The organism is Cohnella fermenti (assembly GCF_004801405.1).
Classification (GTDB): Bacteria; Bacillota; Bacilli; order Paenibacillales; family Paenibacillaceae; genus Cohnella; species Cohnella fermenti.
Window position 1 is genome coordinate 108632 of sequence record NZ_SSOB01000019.1, and the last position, 19369, is coordinate 128000.

The window sequence follows — 19369 nt, forward strand, 5'->3', positions numbered from 1 at the left end:
TGAACCGCTGCCCGGCGCGATCCCCCTTCCAAACCCTAATGCCGCCAGAGGGAATAGAATACTATTCGGCAAAATAATGTCCTTGCTCCAGATCGGCGAGGAGACCGGGCTGGACAGGCTTCCAGCCGAGCAGCGCCTTCGTCCCTTCGCTCGATCTTGCCAAGTCAAGCGACGCGACCATGCCCAGGAAACCGAAGATCGCTTGCGCCTCCTCGCGCGGGATGCCGACTGCCGGCACGTCCAGGTGGCGGCCGATGACGGCGGCAATGTCGCGGAACGGAATGCCCTCGTCGTCCACGCCGTCCAGTCGCGAGCCTGCAGGCGCAGATTCTGCGGCGAGGCGGAACAGAACGGCCGCATCCAGGCGATGAATCGCCGGCCAACGGTTGGCGCCGTCTCCAATGTAAGCGGAAGAGCCTCTTGCCCGGGCGATCCAGATCAATTGCGGCACGAAGCCTTTATCTCCTTCCCCATGAACGGAAGGGGCAAGCGAGACGATCGACGCTCTCACGCCTCGTTCTACAAACGCCAGTGCGGCATCCTCCGATGCTTGGCCATTGGCATGGGCTGTGATAACAAGCGGTTTGCCGGAGCCCGCAAGCCCTTCTCCCATTGCTTCGATGGCGCGAAGATCGGTTGCCAGCGAAGCGGCGAAATTAGCGAAATCGTGAATAAAGGCCAGATGGATAACGCCGTCCGAAGCGGCTGCGCAACTGCGCAGCAACTCCACATCCTCCAGCACGCCGTGAACCGACTCCGCCCCCAGCTTTTCCAACACTTGAGACCCGCCCTCCGAGCGAGTCAAACCGACTGCCTGATGACCTGCACCGATGAGCTCGCGGACAACGGCTGTTCCAATGTAACCTGTTGCACCTGTGACGAAAATACGCATAATCGTTGACGCCTCCTTTAGTATTTGACGAAGAGATGACTCCAGTCTAAACTATGAAGTAAACTCTAAGGCAAGCGTTGGGAGACATGATTGCATATGAAAATTCAACAATTGGCAGACTTGATGGGTTTAACCCCGCACACCATTCGTTTCTATGAGAAGGAAGGCTTGCTGGACAGCAGGCATATTCAACGAGAGAAAAACAATTATCGCAACTACTCGGACGAAGCCATCGAGCGGTTAAAGCTGATTAAGAAATTCCAAGGCATCGGCTGCTCGTTGGCTGAGCTGAAGACGATTCTGCAGGATCACGATTCGAACGAACGGACGAACCAAGAAGTCATCGAATGGATTGTTCAGAAGATCAATGAGATCGAACGCAAGAAGGACGAATACGATCATATGCTTGTGACGCTGAATTGGATGCTGACCTACAGGAAGCTGCTGACTGAGAATCCGCCGCAAGCCGAAGCCATGATGGCGGAATTGCGTATTCGAATGGGCCAGCAATGATCAGGAATAACCGACACCAAACGCCGCTTGCTTCAAGGCATCGCCGCTAAATTTTCCTCAATTCTTGCAGAATAGTCTCCGGGGCCAACCGCTGCATAAAGTCCGGATTCACGTAGGCGGAACGGATAATGCCGGATTCGTCGATCATAAAGGTGGAAGGAATCGGCAGAATCCAGCGATTCGTCGCGTTGTATTCCGCCAGGTTCATGCCAATCTGCTTCATAATGTTCTGGATATAATCCGGAACGTCGTAAAGGATATTATATAAAGCGGCCACAAGGCCGTTTGTGTCGCTAAGCACTTGGAAGGTCAGCGCTTCTTTCTCCTGATGGGAAAGCGTGTTGTCCGGGCTTTGCGGGCTGACGGCGATCAACTGGCCCCCAAGGGCTTCGATGTCCGGCAGAAGCTTCTGGTAGGCCTTAAGCTGGGAATTGCAGAACGGGCACCAACCGCCCCGGTAGAACGTCAAGACAACGGGCCCTCTGGACAGCTCATCATACAGGTTAACCGTCTCTCCCAACGCATTCTTGAGGGTAAAATCCTTGGCCTTCTCCCCTTCTTGCCGACCGTAAGCAATGCCGGACTCCTGCTGCTCCCGGATCTGACGGAACATCTCCATCTGAATCTCCATAGGGGTGTGCGCAATAAATTGCTGCTTGGCTTCGGCTAACGCTTGAGTTAATGACATGTTCTTCTCCTCCTCGATCATGAATGCAATGCAATTATCGCCATCGCGGCCTTCATCAGGAATGCGCGAAGGTTAGCCGCTCCAAGAGCGGTCCTGTCACAACGCCGAATATCTTCGGATCGTCATAGGCCCGCGCCGACAGCATCGCGCCGTGAATCGTTGCCATGAACGCTTCGGCCTCGGCACGAGGGGAACTCGCAAGTTGAAGCTGTCCGTTCCGCGCGCCGCGCTCCAGCACGGATGTCAGCCACCCGGACAGGAAGCGGAAGTGCGCCCGGACCTCCAGGCCAACTTCCTCGGGCAGGACGGGGAGCTGGCCGGCCAACAGAGCGCAGATGCATAACGGAGCGCTGGCGTCCGCGATGCAGGCTTCCCAGTAGCCGACGTAGATCCGAAGCTGCTCGAGCGGATCGGCAACCTGAAGTTCGATATTCCTCAGTCCCGCTTCAGCTTCTTCCCGATATCGCGCAACCAACGTACGAACCAGATCAACCTTGCTTGGAAAATGGTGGTGGATGCTCGCCTTGCGAATCCCAACCACATCGGCGATGTCTGCGTAGCTGAAGCCGTTGTAGCCGCCAGCGATGATCAGAGCACGCGCACAGGACAGAATGCTGTCAGAGGTAGTAGGTAAATTGTTCATGTTTACAGTCTACCTTCTAGTAGGTAGAATGTCAAATGGCGAACCAATTATAACAAAACAATATAGAAAAGAAGACGCCGATTCGCTCAGCGTCTTCTCGTTGTTCGAGTGCTATTCCTTGGCCGCCGTCGGGAGAACGAGCCATTCCTTGTACTTCTCGTAGTCCGCCCGCTTGCACTCCATCGTCAGGCGGGTGCCGCTCTCCTCGTATTCGATCGACTGGACGTGCGCGTTGTCGTTGAAGTACGACACGAGCCGGCCCTCCGAGAACGGAATCACGACTTCGCACTTCATGTAATCCCGGAAGATTCGCTCGCTCACAAGCGCGATCAATTCCTCCAGTCCCGCACCCTGCTTGGCGGAGAGATAAACCTTGTCCTCCTCGACCCGCGGGTATGCGCGCTCGGTCAGATCGGATTTATTGCAGGCGCAGATCATCGGGATGCCGTCTGCGCCAAGCTCCTCGAGGGTGGAGTTCGTTACTTCGATATGCCGCTCCCATTCCGGGTTGGACACGTCGACGACCTGAATGAGCAGATCGGCTTCGGCCACTTCCTCAAGAGTGGAACGGAAAGCCTTGACGAGATAGTGAGGGAGCTGACTGACGAAGCCGACCGTGTCGGTGAGCAGGAACGACTTGTTATCTTGCAGCTCGATGGCGCGAACCGATGTCTCCAGCGTGGCGAACAGCATGTCTTGGGCCAGCACCTGCTTGCCCGAGCCTTGCATGAAGCGGTGAAGCACCGCGTTCATGACGCTGGACTTGCCGGCGTTGGTATACCCGACGAGACAGACGACGGGCACGCCGGTTTTGCGCCGTTGCTTGCGTTGCACCTGACGCTGGGCGACAAGCTTCTCGAGCTCGTGCTGAAGCGCGGCGATCCGATCTTCGATGCGCCGGCGATCAAGCTCCAGCTTGGTCTCCCCTGCGCCCCTGTTCTTCAGTCCGGAGCCGCCGCCTTGCCGCCCAAGCGACTCGCGCAGGCCGACGAGACGGGGCAGCATATATTGCAGCTTCGCGACCTCCACCTGCAATTGGGCTTCCCGGGTGCGGGCCCGTTCCGCGAAGATGTCGAGAATCAGGATCGTCCGGTCGATCACCCTCTTCTGCAAGGCGCTCTCCAGATTGCGGATCTGCGAAGGAGACAGCTCATCGTTGAAAATAACGGTCGAGGCGTCGCTCCCCAGCGCGAGCGTGGACAGCTCGTCGATTTTGCCCGTGCCGAGGTAGTGCGAACTGTTGATCTTGGTTGCATTCTGGGTCAGTTGGCCAACAACCTCGATGTTGCAGGCTTCCGCGAGATTGCCGAGCTCCTCCATCGAATAGGCGAAGTCCGGACGGTCATTCAAGTTCACGCCGACGATGACGGCGCGGTTGTTCGGTTGTTCCATAGTCGTTTGTTCCATATAGGGTCCTCCCCTTCGCAAATCGAAATTAGAGTACAAAAAAACACACGGGCGCCACGGCCTGTGCGTTCTGCGTACGGGAAAGAGGACTCCGGAACGGCGGCAAGAGTCCCCGATGCCGGGGATTCTCTTCCGCATATATAAGTCGCGTGGGACAGACTTATCCTGAGTCCTCTGCACACAGGCAGAGCCTTGGCGCTAACGATTAGCCGCGCGAAGAACGAACTCGGATAAAATCAATCACACGCAACCCTCCGTTCCAAATAAAGTAAAGCCATTCTACCACGGGAAGCGCCGGAATTGCAATCGGGGATTCCTCCGCCTACACGGTCGACTTTGCGTTTTTAGCTTTTGCGGGTTTTATATGGATTTTCACATTCATCGGCTTGAATTGGCGGCAATCGCGGCGGTTTATGCGGTTTTTAGCATACATCCAGCAACTCGGGCCAGAATTTTCTCTATGTATGCTATTTTTCACATAGAATCGTCCAACCTGCCCGTTATCGTGCTTCGCCAATGTGGTTTTTCGCATAAAATTCCGGCAGCCCCCGGCAGCGACAACATACAAGCGGCTCCTACATCGCAGAAAATCCCTGCATCACAATGACGCAGGGATCTCGTTCTTCGTTTGCTTCTGCCAATCAATCAACCAATTAATCAATCACAAACTCCACGAACCTGCGCAGAATGGTCGAAGCCTCCGCACGAGTTGCGTTGCCGGCCGGGTCATAGCGATTGTTATCTTTGCCCTGCACGATGCCGGATTGCTGGATCGCCTTAACCGCCTCTCTGGCCCAGGCACTGATACGCGCTCCATCTGCGAAGGTGACGGCCTGCTTGTTGACAGGCAATGCATGCCCCGTCGCTTGGGCGAAGCGCGCCATCATCACCGCCATCTGCTCGCGGGTAATCGAGCTGTCGGGGCTGAAGAGGTTATTGCCCACACCCTGCACAATGTTGTTCTGCACCGCCCATTCGATGTAAGGCATGGCCGCGCTTGTGCCGGAGACATCGCTGAAGCTGCTCTGCGTATACCCGCTTACGTCCGCACCGGACAGCTTGCCCAGCGCCATCAGGAAGTCCCCGCGCGTGATTGCCGTGTTGGGCGAGAAGGTCGTTCCGCTAGTTCCGGCAATAAGCCCCAAGCTGACAACAAACGCAATGTCGTCCTTCGCCCAATGCATCGTCGTGTCGCTAAAGATTGGCGCCGGCGCCCGGTAACCCACTCCGTACGTGGACAGGCTGTTCCTGCTGAACGTCACCTCGTCGTTATCGTAACGGGAGTCGGTCAGTTGCTGCGGTTTGCCTGCCTTGTTTACGTACACGGCGAAGAGATTATCGGTCTTCTCTGCGGAGGCCGCCTTGTAGGCAATGCCCAGCGCAACCGTGCCCTTGCCGAAGTCGGTCACATATTCGCTCTTGCCGTTCTTCTCGTAGCTGACAGTGAGATCGTATACCGGTCGGCTGCCGATCAGCGCCTTGGCCGCATCGGACAGTTCGGTGACCGGATGGGCCGCAATCGCGACATCTCCAATCGCTTGACCCACCATCGCCAGAATCGCTGCCTGATCGAACGAGAAGTTGACCAGCACGGTGCTTGCAGCGAAGAGTTTCACACCCTCCTGTTCCAGCAAGGCGAGGACTCCATCCTCTACCTTCACGCTGAAGCCAACCGCTTCCGCACCGAACAGAACGTGGAATGCAATCCCGATGCCGTCAGCCGTATTTCCTTTGTTCCGAGCCTCGTTCTGCGCCGCCTCGATCATTGCCTTTACTTGCGACTCCGTGATGGTCGCCGAGGCAATGCCGTCCTTATCGACGGTCGCGATCAGATTGACGGAGGCGATCGTCGGCTGACTCGGCTGCTTGTCGAGCGTGATTGTTGGCGTGGCTGGCGTGACTGGCGACGAGCCTCCCCCGCCACCGCCCGACGAACCGCTGTTCATCTGCCAATTGGCCGTAACGGTGACATTCTGAGCAATCATGGCAAAAGCAGTAGTTACGCTGCTGGCATCCAAGAAGGTTACACCGTCCGTCGATGTCCAGCCCTGGAAGCTGTAGCCGCTGCGAGTTCCTGCCTGTATGGAGACTGTGTCGCCGCTTGCATAGTCTCCACTGCCGCTTGCACCGTCACCGCCATCGTTTACGGTCACGGTGTAGTTGGTTACCGGTGCAGGATCGGTTAACGTTATCGTCTGCTCCTCGCTCTTGAAGCTTGTTGCCGTCGCCTTGACGCGAACTTGGTAGGCTCCTGCTGCAAGACTATCGATCTCGGTGCCCGTTACATCCGTCCAAGTGCCGATCGACGACTTATATTCCATGTCGTCGGTGACGCCGGTAATCTTCCCCACTCCGCCGATTGTCGTCGGATTCACACCCGTCGCGGTCGGGGTTGCCGGTCTTGCCGGAACTACCAAATCCTGTGTCGCGCTATCTGTCGTGGTCGTCTCGTTGCCCTTCTTCACGATGGCGAGGGTCCGCCCCAGATAGCTCGCAACGTCCAGCTTGCCGCCAACCGGAGATACCGGCGAGCCGTCAATCGTATAGCTGCCGCCGCCGTCTTCGAAGCCGGTCAATTCCTCGTTCGCAAAGTCGATCTCAATTGCAGGCGTTGCTTCCATCCCCGCTGTATACGCCGTGATCGTTATCGTCTGCTCCTCGCTCTTGAAGCTGGTCGCCGTTGCTTGGACGCGAACTTGGTAGGCTCCTGCTGCAAGACTATCGATCTCGGTGCCCGTTACATCCGTCCAAGTGCCCGTCGACGACTTGTACTCCATGTCCTCGGTGACGCCGGCAATACTACCTGTGCCGCCAATGGTCGTCGGATTCACGCCCGTCGCGGTCGGAGTTGCCGGCCTGGCCGGAACAACAAGATCCTGAGCCGCGCTATCCGTCGTAGTCGTCTCGTTGCCCTTCTTCACGATGGCAAGGGTCCGCCCCAGATAGCTCGCAACGTCCAGCTTGCCGCCAACCGGAGTCACCGGCACGCCGTCAATCGTGTAGCTGCCGCCGTCTTCGAAGCCGGTTAGCTCCTCGGTCGCATAGTCGATCTCAATTACAGGCGTTGCTTCCATCCCCGCTGTATACGCCGTGATGGTTATCGTCTGCTCCTCGCTCTTGAAGCTGGTCGCCGTCGCCTTGATGCGAACTTGGTAGGTGCCCGCCGCCAAGCTCGTAATCTCGGTGCCCGCCACATCCGTCCAAGTGCCGGTCGACGACTTATATTCCATGTCGTCGGTGACGCCGGTAATCTTCCCCACTCCGCCGATTGTCGTCGGATTCACACCCGCCGCGGTCGGAGTTGCCGGCCTGACCGGAACAGGAAGCTCTTGCGCATCGCTATCGACTGTGGTCGTCCCATCGCCAGCTTTTACAATGTTGAGTGTTTGCCCCAGATCAGCCTCTACAAGAGCAAGTTGGCCGCTGCCATCTGGAGTTACCGAATCGCCGTCGATCGTATAACTATCGCTCGCTCCCGTAGCGAAGCCTTTAAGCATCTCCGTCTCATAGTCGATCTCAATCGCAGGCGTCGATAATTTCGTTCTCGAATCGCTAATGTCAATATTCAGCGTCAGCTCATTACCTGTGCCGAACATGAAGGTCAGGCTTGTCGTGCCTGTCGACTGCTCAGCCAGGTAACTGCTCAGAATCGTCACCTTGTACGTTTCCGTATAGTCTTCATCTGCGACGTCTCCCGCGTTAACAACCACAGTGTAGTCGGTATCCTTCACAAGCTCATCGCCATCGTTGCTGATGCTAGTCAACGTGGTGCCTCTCAGCGTCATTGTCGTCTCGACATCCGCCTGTTCGGATGGCTTCTTGTCGAAGCTGCCTGTAACCGGGCTGATTGATGGAGTTGTGTCACTTATCGTCAGAATCAGCGACTGAACATCTCCCTTGCTGAACGTAAACTTCAAGGTAGCCGTGCCCAGATCAAGATCGTCCAAGTAGCTCTTCAAGATCGTTACCGTGTTGCCTGACTTCGTGTAGTCGGTACCAAGCTCAAGCTCCGCCATTCCATTGCTGATACTCTCCAGCGTATTGCCGTTCAGCGTCAGTTCCGTCACGACATCCGCCTGCTTGATAGTGTTATTGTCGAAGCTGGCTATATCCGGACTAATCTCGCTGTTCTCCTCTGTTGAGTCGACAATCGTAATCTTCAGCTTCTGATCCGCTCCGCCGCTGAATGTGAATGTCAATTCCGTGACGCCCTCTGACTGAGCAGCCAAGTAACTCTTCAAGATTGTTACCGAGTTGCCCCCGACCGTGTAGTCTTCATCCTTCACAAGCGGAGTGCCACCGTTGATGATGCTCTCCAACGTGTTGCCGTTCAGCGTCATCTCTGTCATGACATCCGCCTGCGCAGAAGGATTCAGATCGAAGGTGGCTGTAGCCGGACTGAGAGAACTGTCCAGCGCATCATTGCTCAGCACGAAGGCACTGGATACGACACTCGCTACGGTACCAGAATGGTCGATGCAATAGTCGTCACCTACCTTACACAGCTTATTGCCAACCCTGTCCTGTCCTCGAACTTGCAGGTACCACGTCCCATCTACGCCTGCTTGGGTCAATGTACTGTCATTATTCAACGGCAACCAGCCGTCTGTTGGCGTGGCTGTATCTTGCGTCCATACATACTCCAGTGTGGATTCATCGAGTCCGCTGCCGTCACCATCACTAACCGTTACTGCCACGGATGCTGATCTGGCTGCAGTTGCACTCCCATTAGGGCTGAAGGTCACCGTTGGCGAGAGCTTGTCAATATTGATTGCATATGGAACACTCATTGTGTTAACGCCATCTGTCACGGTGAAGTTACCTGAATTCATACCGTTATTGATGAAGTTGATTAGTGTAGTTCCTGGATTGTATGTCTCATTAGTTACCACTTCAATATCGCCTATTTTTTGGGAATATGTATAGGTGATGGTGTTGCCTGTCGTTGTTTCTGCCGTTGCTTCTGCTCTAACACCAGCGTTCACCCAATCCCCGCTCGTATAAGGGGCTGCTGCTGAGTTATTTGTCAATGTTAACGTCATTTTTAATGTATTCTTGGCAATTTTTACAGTGCGGTTAACGATCGCCGTATTGCCTGCATCATCGCTGGCCTGAAGTCCAATCGTGTAAATCCCATCGCTGTTCAACGGGATCGAAGCGTTGTAATCCAGCCACGTCTTACCGCCATCAAGCGTATACTTTAAGGTTACGCTGGTACTGTGTGCATCCGGCGCTGCGGCGGTAATAGTTACATCCTGATTGGTCCAGGTATCATTCGAATAAGTACTGTCGTCTGCGTTCTTCATCGTCACGGTTAGCTCCGGAGCCGTAGCATCAATCAAGAATGACGCTGAAGTCGCATTCGTCTCATTCCCTGCATAATCCTTGGCTCGAATATGCAAGTACCAATTCCCATCCACACCGGTGTACGTAAATTGTTTGCTATTGGTAGATGCGACTAGAGAGAAGGCGGCCCATCCACTGGCAGGAGTAGAACTCGATTGTGACCAAGCATATTCCAGTGTATCGACACCGCTCGTTGCATCCGTGACCTGAACGGAGGTCGAGATTGTCTTTACTGCCGTCGTGCTCCCATTGGGAGAGAGGGTGACCGTAGGCGCAACGCGATCCCGCAATATCGTTAACGTATAGGTCTTGGCAGCCTGGGGCTTCATATAAGGCGCCACTTTAACCTTGATTGCGGCTCCGGCAGTCGGGACAGACACATTGACCGCAGAACCGCTTGTTTGCAGTCGATCATTGATATACAGCGCGGAATAAGCGGTGTCCGCCAGAACGGCGTTGACATTAACGCTTGTTGTCCCCGGATCGATATTATACTGATACGCGGTAGTGGATGAGGAGAACGCAGGGGAGGGAGCAGCCACTGTCCCCGCCCCGGTAACCGTCAGGCCGCTCAAGACATTCTCTCCGGGCACAAGACTATTCCCCGACAGATCCGAGCCCCAACCGACAACGGTGCCATCGCTCTTCAAGGCGAGAGCGTGATTGACACCCGCAGCAATCGCAACAACATCCGTTAGGCCCGCAGGAGGAGTCGCCGCTCCATAAGCCGAATATCCCCATCCGACAACCGTGCCGTCATTCTTCAATGCCAAGGCATATGTACTGTTGGCCGATATCGCTTTAACATTCGTCAGGCCCGATACATCGAGGATGTCGTTGTCGTTATACTCCTTCCCCCAAGCGACAACCGTGCCATCGCTCTTCAACGCCAAGGCATAATAGAACCCGGCATCAATATCAACCACATTCGTCAAATCAGCGGGAATGCTCGTCGCACCGGCCCCGTTCGATCCCCAATCGACGATCTTGCCGAGAGACGTCAAGGCCATCGAATAATATGTTCCTGCGGCCACCTTGGTAACACCGCCGGTCGCCACTGCGGATGGCACAGTCACTTGTCCATTTCCATTGAGTCCCCAACCGTATACCTTACCGGTATTAATGCCTGTGAGTGCGCTCGATACGACCAAGGTATGCCTGCCTGCCGATGCCATGGAGATGACATTGGTGAGGCCGGAAGGAATCGTCGCCTCGCCGACTTCGTTGCTTCCCCAGGCAACAATCGTGCCGTTCGACTTGCGAGCCAGGAAGGTCGTGTCTTTGGCGTAGATGTCGACCACGCCGGTCAGCCCCTCGGGAGGCTTGGCCCAGTCGTTGATATTCTTCCCCCACGCGAGGATGGTGCCATCCGACTTCAAAGCGATGGAATTGTTCTGACCCGCTGCGATCTTGGTCACGGTGACCGTCGTCGACCCTGTGGTCAGCTCAATGGTGCTCGCACTCGCCGTCTCCATGGCCGGGACCCATCCCAGCACGATGGCCACGGACAAGAGCGCCGCCACAACTCTCCGAATTCGCTTGTGTTGATTCATAGATATTCCTCCAACTTTCCAAGTCTCTGTATATGAACTGCCGCACTGCCTCTTCCCTATTAAAAATTATACTTAGCAGCACCCGCGGAAAACTCTTAAAGAATTCTTAAAAGATTCAAGAAGGACCATCAGGGATAACCCCCTAACAGTCCTTGCGATGGGTCCGCTCGTCTCCGGCTTGGTCCGATGGCGGTTGCGGTGTTATATGGTCCACGGTTTTATGCGTTTTTTCACATTCGTCGGCTCGGATTGGGGAGGAATCGAGGCGTTTTATATGTTTTTTAGCATACATACGGCAACCCGGGCCGGAACTTTCTCTATGTATGCTATTTTTCGCATAGAATCGTCCAAACTCCCCGTTACCGAGCTGCGCCAATGTGATTTTGCACAGAAAATCCTTCAGCCGTCGACGCGACCAGCCCCTCCCCACGCCCCCTCTATCTCTTCGCCTTGTTCCTGGCAGCCGTTATCGGCTTATCGAACATAGCGGCGTAGCCCTTGTCGTTGCTCCGCGCATTAACGTCCACCTTGCCCCATTCGTCCCTGTCCAGAAGCATCGTGGTCTCTTGCCGCAGATGGGCTTGCAGCTTCTGCAGCCGTTCGAGCAAAGCGGCGATCTCCGTGTCCGAGAGCAAGCCTTCCATAATGACGGCCAAATCTGCCGGCTTCAGAGCGAGGATACGCTCGGCAAGCTCCTTGTCGACATAGCGGCTGAGGCCGTGATAATTGTTGTGCCTGGCCACGAGGTTCGTCTCCGTGCCGAAAGCCATGTCGTTGTCGATGCCCGTGAGGCCGACCGTCCTGCCCTCCCGGTCTCTATCGATGTAGAAGTTACCGGTATGCCTGTCCACCTGCATCGCCAGCGCGTCGATGAGGTTCAGCCGGGACAAGGCGCGCTGGAAGGCCGGTTCATTCATGTCGAAGCTCTCTTCCCTGCCTTGCTCAATGTCTTCGCCCAGCTTCGATACGACCGAGAACGCTTCCTTCCCCTTCGCCTTCTCCATGAAGGTGCCTCTCACGATGCCCGATCCGTTATTGTAGAGCGCGAATTCCGCCTTGGCGATCACGCCGGCCCCGAGCAGTTGATCGAGACGCGACATCGCCACATTGCGGTTGGCCAGTTTGGCGTCGTTGCGGTCAATGCCGCCATGACTGGCGACGCCCGTCTCCAGGAACGCGACTTCCTTCTCCGCCTCCGTGGCGTTCGGAGGAAGCTCCTCTTCTGCCAGAATTCGGTCCTTCGTGGCCTTGAATACCCCTTCCTTGCCCGGCCCAACCTCGAAAAACTCGACGCTGTTGATGCCGCCCTTGCCGGTCGCTCCCGTGCTCATCGCGGACGACAGCTTGACGATGCCGGCGCTCGTAAGCAGCTTCCAGGGCGGGCGCCTCTTGTTCGGATCGGCCTTGTACTCGGCAGCCGAAGAGCGGACGGCCGTCTTCTCGAACGGGAGAATCTCCCTGATCTTGCGGATGTAGACGACTTTCTTGTCCTTGCTGTCGTTCCTGTTGTGCCGGATATATTCGTCGCTCACTTGCTCGACCTGCTCGTACAGGGCCATAACCTGATTAAGCTGAAAATCGATCTCACCAGGGCTCGCGGCCACGACGTGGTTGTCCACGAAACGGTCGAAGGTGTCGAGCTTGTCCAGATAGCTGCGGTAGTGCGTACTGTTCTGTTTGATCGTCTTGCCGAAGAGCTTCATGTGCTCCTTCGGCTGACCGAGCGTCGCCTTCACTTGCTCGGCGCTCGGCATACGTTGCATGACACCAGAATCGCGGCTGCCGGACGTTGCCCCGGACGAGCCTGCTTCCGCCAAACGCTGAATCGCTTCTCCTCCCAGGTCCGGTGCGCTCGCGGCTTGGGAACCCAGCCTGTCCGCCTCCTGCTCAAGCGCCGGACTGTCGTTGAGCAGCGCGCCCGAAGCAAGCTGCCCCGTAGGGGCAACGCGGCCGGCCTTCTGCTGAACGACATGGGCCAGCTCATGGCCGAGCAGTCGCTGCCCGCCGGGCTGATTCGGGTTGTACTTGCCGGGAGCGAAGTGGATATCGGTCCCCTGCGTGTAGGCGAGCGCCCCCGCTTCGCTTGCCTTGGAGGAATTGGCGTGAATGCGCACATCCGAGAAGTCGGAGCCGAGCGCCCCTTCCATCTTGGCTTGCACGTTAACGGGCATCTTGTTATCCGCTTGCCTGAACATCTGCAGCACGGCCCGGTTGCCCGCCGAGCCCTGCAGGGAGGCAAGCTTCTCCGTGTCCGTCGCGCGAGCGCGCTGCAGGACCGGACGGCCGGGCAACGGCCTGCTTATATTCGATTGCTTCTGCGATGCAGCCTGTTTGCCCACGGAAGGATGGTAACCTCTCATGCGACCACTTCCTTTTCCACCGAATTTGCCACCGACAATGGGTTAAGAATGGCGGAGCACGTAATCGGGCATAACCGTCGTCTTCCCCTCTGCGAGCGGCCACCGGTCTTCGATCTCCTTGCCTCCGCGGCGCAGCACGATCCGCACGCTGCCCCCGGCCGACAAGCGGCCGCGGAACGGCAGCACGATCCAGCCGTCCCCGTCGCTGACCGTCGCAGCCGCAGGCAGCAGCAAGTGATTCCGGCTCCAACGATGGAGCGCGGGTCGGTCCAAGCGCAGTTCCAGGCCGTCCCCTTCGTTGGTTGACAATTGAGTTGGCGACAATCGGACCGGCGACACCCGGAACCACTCCGCCGGGGCTCCATCCTTGCCGCGCACCGCCAAGGCGTCGCCGCTCAGCAGCTTCGTCGCCCCCGGCACACAGCGCAGCGTCTTGCTTCCCGGCAGCACTTCTTCATCGAGAATCCGGCCTCTGGCCGCTTGATCGTCGTCAACGTAGGCGAACACCTCGACACCCGCAGCCGGCTTGCCGTTCTCGTCGACCAGGATGCGCACAATACCGGCAGCCGCCGCGAAGGGAACATACGCCCTGCCCGGCAGCAGGAACAGTTCGACGACCGGATCGCCCGGCGCCAAGGCCGACAGATCCACCTGCTGCGAACAGGGCAGGTAAATCCCGGATTCCACCGTAATGTCGCATAACCGATGAGGAAGATCCAGGAAGGCCCAGCTTCTGTCGGAGGTGCGAAGCGGAGCGGCGGGGACGCCCTTAAGCCGTACGCGGACGGTTGACGGGACGGCCGGGCGGCCGGTCCATATGTCCGTCGTGCGCACAACAAGAGAACAGCGTGTCACCGACGTGGATTGCGCTCCGAACGATTGCGTTCCCATCATGAATTACCCCTCCCGTCCCTTCTCGCGCAGCGTAATCTTCCTCTCCACGACGCGGGAAGTCGACTTGACGCGGTTGGAGTCCAGATAGACGGGACCCAGCTTGTAAACCAGCGAGAACTTGTACGGATGATCGCCGAACTGCCACAGCCGGGTCAACTCTTCCGTTCCATAGGGAACGGGCGCAATTCGCAGGCCGGCTTCGGAGTCGGAGAGCGTCCCTTCGAGCATCGGGCCGCGGAGAATGCTGTTGTCATGCAGGATTTGCGCCACCTTGCCCAGCAAGCGATATTCATCCAGCGACCTCGTCAGAATATCGGCGTTCGAGTATGCCGTAATCAGGCATTCCAGATCGACCGCGCGCGGCGGATAACGGAGCACATTGCCTTCGGGCTGCATCCCCGAGCGGCTCGCTTCGTTGTTCTCCCGCAGGGAGCATATGAACACCGTGATCACCAAATCCCCTTTGTCCGCAGGGCTTGCCATGCCGATCAGTTCCGGACGGAACACAGGATCGGGCACCATCTCCTCGCGCAGCAGCTTAAGCAGACTTGCTCCGGCATCCGCGATTACCATGTGGCTCCCCATGCTCATTCTCCCCCATTACTCGCTGTATGGCGCGAACGCGCCTCTCATCGGAATTTTGCCTAACTTCTGAAGCTCTTCCTTCGCTGCCCGAATCATGTGGCTCATGCCGATCGGAGCTCGCTCGGATGCCGCCAGGAAAGCGGCCGCAAGCACGATATTCTTGATATGTCCGCCCGATACTTCCACGCGCTGGGCAAGAAACGGCAGATCCAACTCCTCGCCCAGCGGCGCCCCTGCCGGGAGCAGAGAAGCGAAGATGCGGGCCCGGTCCTCCGGACTCGGGAACGGGAATTTAACGATGACGCTCATCCGTCTGAGCAGCGCTTCGTCCAGGTTCTGCATCAGGTTGGTGGCCAGAATCGTCACGCCGTCGTACGCTTCGATCAATTGCAGCAAGTACGCGGCTTCCATATTGGCGTAGCGATCGTTCGAGTCCTTCACTTCCGTCCGCTTGCCGAACAGCGCGTCTCCTTCGTCGAAGAACAGAATCGCCCCGCTCTGCCGCGCCTCCTCGAACAGCTCGCGCAGCCGCTGCTCCGTCTCGCCTATGTACTTGCTCACGATGCGCGACAAGTCGACCCGGTAAAGCTCGAGGCCAAGCTCTCCCGCCACCGCGTCGGCCGCCATTGTTTTGCCGGTGCCGGGCGGTCCGGCGAACAACAGATGAACGCCGGTGCCGTAGCTGACCCTCCCCGCGAAGCCCCAATCGCTGAGCACCGTCTCCCGGAGCTTGTACCGGTTGCACGCCTCCTGAATCAAACTCAGCGATTCCTTCGGCAGAATAAGATCGCTCCAGCGGCTGCGAGGCTTAATGGCGATCGCATGCTGCGCGAGCCGGTGGCGGAATTGCCCCTTCGCGGCTGCTGCCAAGTCGGACTTGTCAGGCAGACGCTCCCCCCGCTCCGCCGCCAGAATAAGCGACTGCCTCCAGGCAGAGGCGATCTGCCCGGGCGTAAATTGGAACCGGGCGGCCAACTCGGCCGATAGAGTTCCGTAATCCGGACAGGTTGGCGAAGAGCGCTCCCTTGCGGGCAACTCCTCCGCATGCCGACGCCACAGCGCGGCGCGTTCGGAGACGGCGGGAGGCGAGACTTCCATGCTCCATAGCGGCGCGTTAATCGGCAGCGGAAGCTCATAAGCCGCCCGCCGTTCGCCGGACATCCAGCCAAGGAGCGGCCGCTGCGCGTCATTCTCGTAAGCTTGCAGGGCGCCTCTCAGCACCTCCTGCGGAAGCTTCTCCTTCCACGCGCCATCCCCATCCTCTTCCGACAGGACGATAGCCGCATCGGTGAGCAGCGCCTCGCGGACCAAGCGGTCGAGCAGGCTCCTCAGTCTCTCCTCTTCGGCAGGCAGCGCCGCGAGGGACACCATCAGCAGCCGTTGGCCGCGGGAAGCGGCGAGACGATGCAGCAGCCTCCGCTTGCCCGCTCCCCGGGCGCCCCACAGCGCGACGATCGGCATGCCGCCGGAAGGCCAAGCGCGCACGACTTGCCCGAGCTTCTGCTCCAGCGCGGCTTCGCCCTCCCAGGCGGGCAGCGGGTACTCATCCTCTTCCAATGCCTCTACAGCCCCGCCGAGCCTGCCGTCCAGCCTCTCCGTCTCCAACAGGAAGCTGATCGCCCGCTCATCCAGGCGCAGCGGCGATCGGAGGCCGAGCACGGCATCGGCTTCCGGCTGCTGCAGCAGCCAGCGCCGCAGCTTGCCTTGGCGACTCAGCAGCGCCATGCCCAGAACACGGTCCTCTTCCGTATCGCCGAGCAGCCGCAGCGCCAGGTCTACCGTCGCCGTCCTGGCCGTGGCATCGTCGTTCAGATAGGCGTACCACTTCTCGTAGTTGCGGTCTATCTCGACAGCCACGCAGAAGACGATGCAGCGATATTCCCACAGGGTCAGCCGCAAGGCATTCGTAAGCTGCACAAGCGGCAAGCCGCGGGCAAGCTCGGCGCGTTCGTCGTTCCTCTTCTCGAGCTCCCGGCGGAATCCCTTGTACGCATGCCAGGCGATAGCCAATTCGCGGCTCTCGGCGGGATCGTCCGCGCTGAGTTCTTCCCTGCTGACAACCATTCCCTTGAATGCGGCCAGCGGGTCCGTGAAGGAATCGTCGCCGCTAGCCTCAAGCAGCGTGCGCAGTCCGACGTCCAGCCATTCCAGCTCGTCCCGCAGATGATCCGCTGCGCTGTAGCCGGTCATTGCGGAGGCTGCATCTGCTTCTGCCGCCGCCGCGTTCGCCGTTGCCCTCGCCTTCCTCACCGAATCCGCCACCGTTGCTGTCCCCGTCTCCGCCATTCGGCTATCCCCCGCTATCTGCTATAACCTTCAGTCACCCCAATAGCTTGATAAGTCGTCGCTATCATCGAAGTCATCGTTGTTGTTGTAGTTCCCGGTACCGGATTTATAGTTACCGGTGTTATAGTTGCCGGTGCTAGCCTTGTAGTTGCCGGTGTTATAGTTGAACTTGGGTTGTTCGGCAGATTGATAGCCCAGCGACTTGATCTCCGTCTTCTTCTTGACTTTCTTGGCCTTCTTGCTCTTCTTGCTCTTCTTCTCGGCGCTGTTCGAGGTTCCCGACTTGTACGGGATCGTATCCCCGTAATTAAACAGGGTGCTCGAATTATACGAGAACGGCTCCTCGTTCACGGCCTTCACGGCCGAATTGCCGGACTTGTACGGGATCGTATCGCCGTACTTGAGCAAGGTGCTCGAGTTATACGAGAACGGCACTTCCTCCTCGAACGAGTTGTTGGAGTCGTCCGGAATCGTATCCCCGTACTTCAACAGGGTACTCGAGTTATACGAGAACGGCACCTCGTCCTCGAACGAGTTGTCGGAGTCGTCCGGGATCGTATCCCCGTACTTCAACAAGGTGCTCGAGTTATACGAGAGCGATTCCTCGCCCTGGGGCGAGTTGCCGGTTTTGTACGACACCCTCTTCTCGTTCTCATCCTCTCTGTACTTATAATTGTAATTATAGTTGTAGTTGTAGTCGGAGTCGGAGTCGTAATCATCGCTCGCTTCACCATCCGCCTCTCCCTCAAGAGGAACCGTTCCGAAGTACTGCTCTTCCTCCTGAGCCGGGACAACTTCGACCTGCGGCTTCTCTTTGTTCGGCTCGCTCATGAGTCTTGGCTGGTTCGCTTGCATCTCCTTGGCGTAATCGTACGCGATCGGCTCAATCCTCTTGGTCTTAAGCAACAGATGGCTCAGCACATCATTCTTCTTGCCGTGCATATCGCGAATGCGTTCTTCGGCTGCATCGGGCGCGTAGTTCGCGTACGAGAGCAACTCCAACGCCGAAGCTTGTATATTATTCGTGTTGGACTGCAACCCGTCCCGGTCCTTCTTGACTACCAGGTTGTCATCAGCGTCGCGCTTGATAACCTTCTTCCCCGTCGCCTTGTCGATGAGAGTCTTCCCCGTTGAATAATCGGTCTCATATTCGAATTCAGGCTTGCCGATGAACTCCACACCCAGTTGCTCAAGCGGCACATTGTTCCTCCCGAGCTGCTGCACCGTCTGAATCATCTGCTTCGCGCCCGGCTTGTAGTGACCGCTGGCATCCGAGACGAGCTCCACTTGTCCATCCCGCACCTGAAGCTCGCCTGCTCCGGCAACGTCCGCCCCCGCCCCGAAGGTCGAGTGATGGATTCTCTTCATATGAGGCAACTGCATATTCCTAAGCTTCTCTCGCTTCTCCGGATCGTTCTGCAGGTCCTTCAGATCCTGCTTGCGTTGGTCGTGAATCTGCTTGGAGCGAGCCAGATTCTCCTTGACGGAATCGGTAGAGTAGAACTTCCCTTTCTGATCCATCGTGAAAATGTGGCGGTCCGCCTTCGCTCCCTTGGTGGCCGATTGGAGGGCGCCAATCGTATCCGTCGTCTTGCCGTCCGACCGGTTCATCATCTTGCCGCCGCCATTGAAGGTTCGTTCATAACCGGCTCGTTCCTTGTCGTTCGCATACAAGGTCTTCGAGTTCAGCTCGACGCCCAAGAGCTTCCCCTTCGGAAGCAACCTCTTGTCCATCTTCTCTTCTCTGTTACTGACCATCTCGAACCGCTTCCCGCCAACCGCGAACCCGGATCGATGCGAACCGATTCCGATGCCGCCCGTCGGCTTGCGCGGATCTTGCCGGGGGCCTTGCGCAGCATTCCACTGCAATTCCTCTTGCTCGCGATGGCCGCCAATCATCGGCGATTTGGCGCGATGCGACCCGATGATCGGCTTCTTCGACGGCTTGGCCCCCACGAAGGGCGCATTCGTTCCGGAGACGGCGTTGCTGCGTTCTCGGGGCAATCGGAACACCTCCAACTCACATGTGCAAAACCTTTTTTTCTACTCGGAAGCTCTTGGCCCGCAGGCAGCTCGAGCGCATAAACACGAATTTTCGACTATATTTCGCAATCTGTGTTCGGAACGAACAATTAAACCTGAATTTTCGACTACATTTCGCCACCTGCGTTCAAAACGAGCAATTAAACACGAATTTCCGAC

At 57.4% G+C, this 19369-nt stretch carries 11 protein-coding genes; 1 reads left to right on the top strand and 10 read right to left on the bottom strand.

What is annotated here, in order from left to right:
- Positions 1–61: 61 nt before the first annotated feature.
- The gene (locus E6C55_RS16320) at positions 62–892 is read right to left on the bottom strand and encodes an SDR family oxidoreductase (RefSeq protein ID WP_136370880.1); all 831 of its coding nucleotides are present in this window, start codon (positions 890–892) and stop codon (positions 62–64) included.
- A gap of 96 nt (positions 893–988) precedes the next feature.
- Between E6C55_RS16320 and E6C55_RS16325 the strand changes: the two genes are divergently transcribed.
- A complete protein-coding gene (locus E6C55_RS16325) occupies positions 989–1405 on the top strand; it encodes a MerR family transcriptional regulator (RefSeq protein ID WP_136370881.1) in 417 nt (138 codons plus the stop codon).
- A gap of 46 nt (positions 1406–1451) precedes the next feature.
- Here the strand turns inward: E6C55_RS16325 and E6C55_RS16330 are convergent, their stop codons facing one another.
- The 9 genes from E6C55_RS16330 to E6C55_RS16370 all read right to left on the bottom strand — a co-directional run bounded on the left by E6C55_RS16330 (position 1452) and on the right by E6C55_RS16370 (position 19171).
- A complete protein-coding gene (locus E6C55_RS16330; protein ID WP_136370882.1) occupies positions 1452–2093 on the bottom strand; it encodes a peroxiredoxin-like family protein in 642 nt (213 codons plus the stop codon).
- Between the two features lie 55 nt (positions 2094–2148).
- Complete coding sequence (locus E6C55_RS16335; RefSeq protein ID WP_136370883.1) at positions 2149–2736, bottom strand: TetR/AcrR family transcriptional regulator; 588 nt, start codon at positions 2734–2736, stop codon at positions 2149–2151.
- A gap of 111 nt (positions 2737–2847) precedes the next feature.
- Positions 2848–4128: a GTPase HflX gene (gene hflX / locus E6C55_RS16340; protein WP_136370902.1), complete on the bottom strand. Its 1281-nt coding sequence runs from the start codon at positions 4126–4128 to the stop codon at positions 2848–2850.
- A gap of 668 nt (positions 4129–4796) precedes the next feature.
- Positions 4797–11042: a X2-like carbohydrate binding domain-containing protein gene (locus E6C55_RS16345; protein WP_136370884.1), complete on the bottom strand. Its 6246-nt coding sequence runs from the start codon at positions 11040–11042 to the stop codon at positions 4797–4799.
- 437 nt (positions 11043–11479) lie between these two features.
- Complete coding sequence (locus tag E6C55_RS16350) at positions 11480–13402, bottom strand: eCIS core domain-containing protein (RefSeq protein WP_136370885.1); 1923 nt, start codon at positions 13400–13402, stop codon at positions 11480–11482.
- Between the two features lie 42 nt (positions 13403–13444).
- Complete coding sequence (locus E6C55_RS16355) at positions 13445–14296, bottom strand: hypothetical protein (protein ID WP_136370886.1); 852 nt, start codon at positions 14294–14296, stop codon at positions 13445–13447.
- A gap of 3 nt (positions 14297–14299) precedes the next feature.
- Positions 14300–14881 (bottom strand): DUF4255 domain-containing protein, encoded by a 582-nt coding sequence (locus E6C55_RS16360; protein ID WP_168735685.1) that lies wholly within the window; start codon positions 14879–14881, stop codon positions 14300–14302.
- Between the two features lie 15 nt (positions 14882–14896).
- The gene (locus E6C55_RS16365) at positions 14897–17167 is read right to left on the bottom strand and encodes an ATP-binding protein (protein ID WP_136370888.1); all 2271 of its coding nucleotides are present in this window, start codon (positions 17165–17167) and stop codon (positions 14897–14899) included.
- A gap of 30 nt (positions 17168–17197) precedes the next feature.
- Entirely contained in the window at positions 17198–19171 is a 1974-nt protein-coding gene (locus E6C55_RS16370) for a hypothetical protein (RefSeq protein WP_136370889.1), read from the bottom strand.
- Positions 19172–19369 lie beyond the last annotated feature (198 nt).

What these genes read in the sequence shown, in the direction of transcription:
- E6C55_RS16320 (WP_136370880.1), bottom strand. Translation starts at nt 892, where the DNA reads ATGCGTATTTTCGTCACAGGTGCAACAGGTTACATTGGAACAGCCGTT.
- E6C55_RS16325 (WP_136370881.1), top strand. Translation starts at nt 989, where the DNA reads ATGAAAATTCAACAATTGGCAGACTTGATGGGTTTAACCCCGCACACC.
- E6C55_RS16330 (WP_136370882.1), bottom strand. Translation starts at nt 2,093, where the DNA reads ATGTCATTAACTCAAGCGTTAGCCGAAGCCAAGCAGCAATTTATTGCG.
- E6C55_RS16335 (WP_136370883.1), bottom strand. Translation starts at nt 2,736, where the DNA reads ATGAACAATTTACCTACTACCTCTGACAGCATTCTGTCCTGTGCGCGT.
- hflX (WP_136370902.1), bottom strand. Translation starts at nt 4,128, where the DNA reads ATGGAACAACCGAACAACCGCGCCGTCATCGTCGGCGTGAACTTGAAT.
- E6C55_RS16345 (WP_136370884.1), bottom strand. Translation starts at nt 11,042, where the DNA reads ATGAATCAACACAAGCGAATTCGGAGAGTTGTGGCGGCGCTCTTGTCC.
- E6C55_RS16350 (WP_136370885.1), bottom strand. Translation starts at nt 13,402, where the DNA reads ATGAGAGGTTACCATCCTTCCGTGGGCAAACAGGCTGCATCGCAGAAG.
- E6C55_RS16355 (WP_136370886.1), bottom strand. Translation starts at nt 14,296, where the DNA reads ATGATGGGAACGCAATCGTTCGGAGCGCAATCCACGTCGGTGACACGC.
- E6C55_RS16360 (WP_168735685.1), bottom strand. Translation starts at nt 14,881, where the DNA reads ATGGGGAGCCACATGGTAATCGCGGATGCCGGAGCAAGTCTGCTTAAG.
- E6C55_RS16365 (WP_136370888.1), bottom strand. Translation starts at nt 17,167, where the DNA reads ATGGCGGAGACGGGGACAGCAACGGTGGCGGATTCGGTGAGGAAGGCG.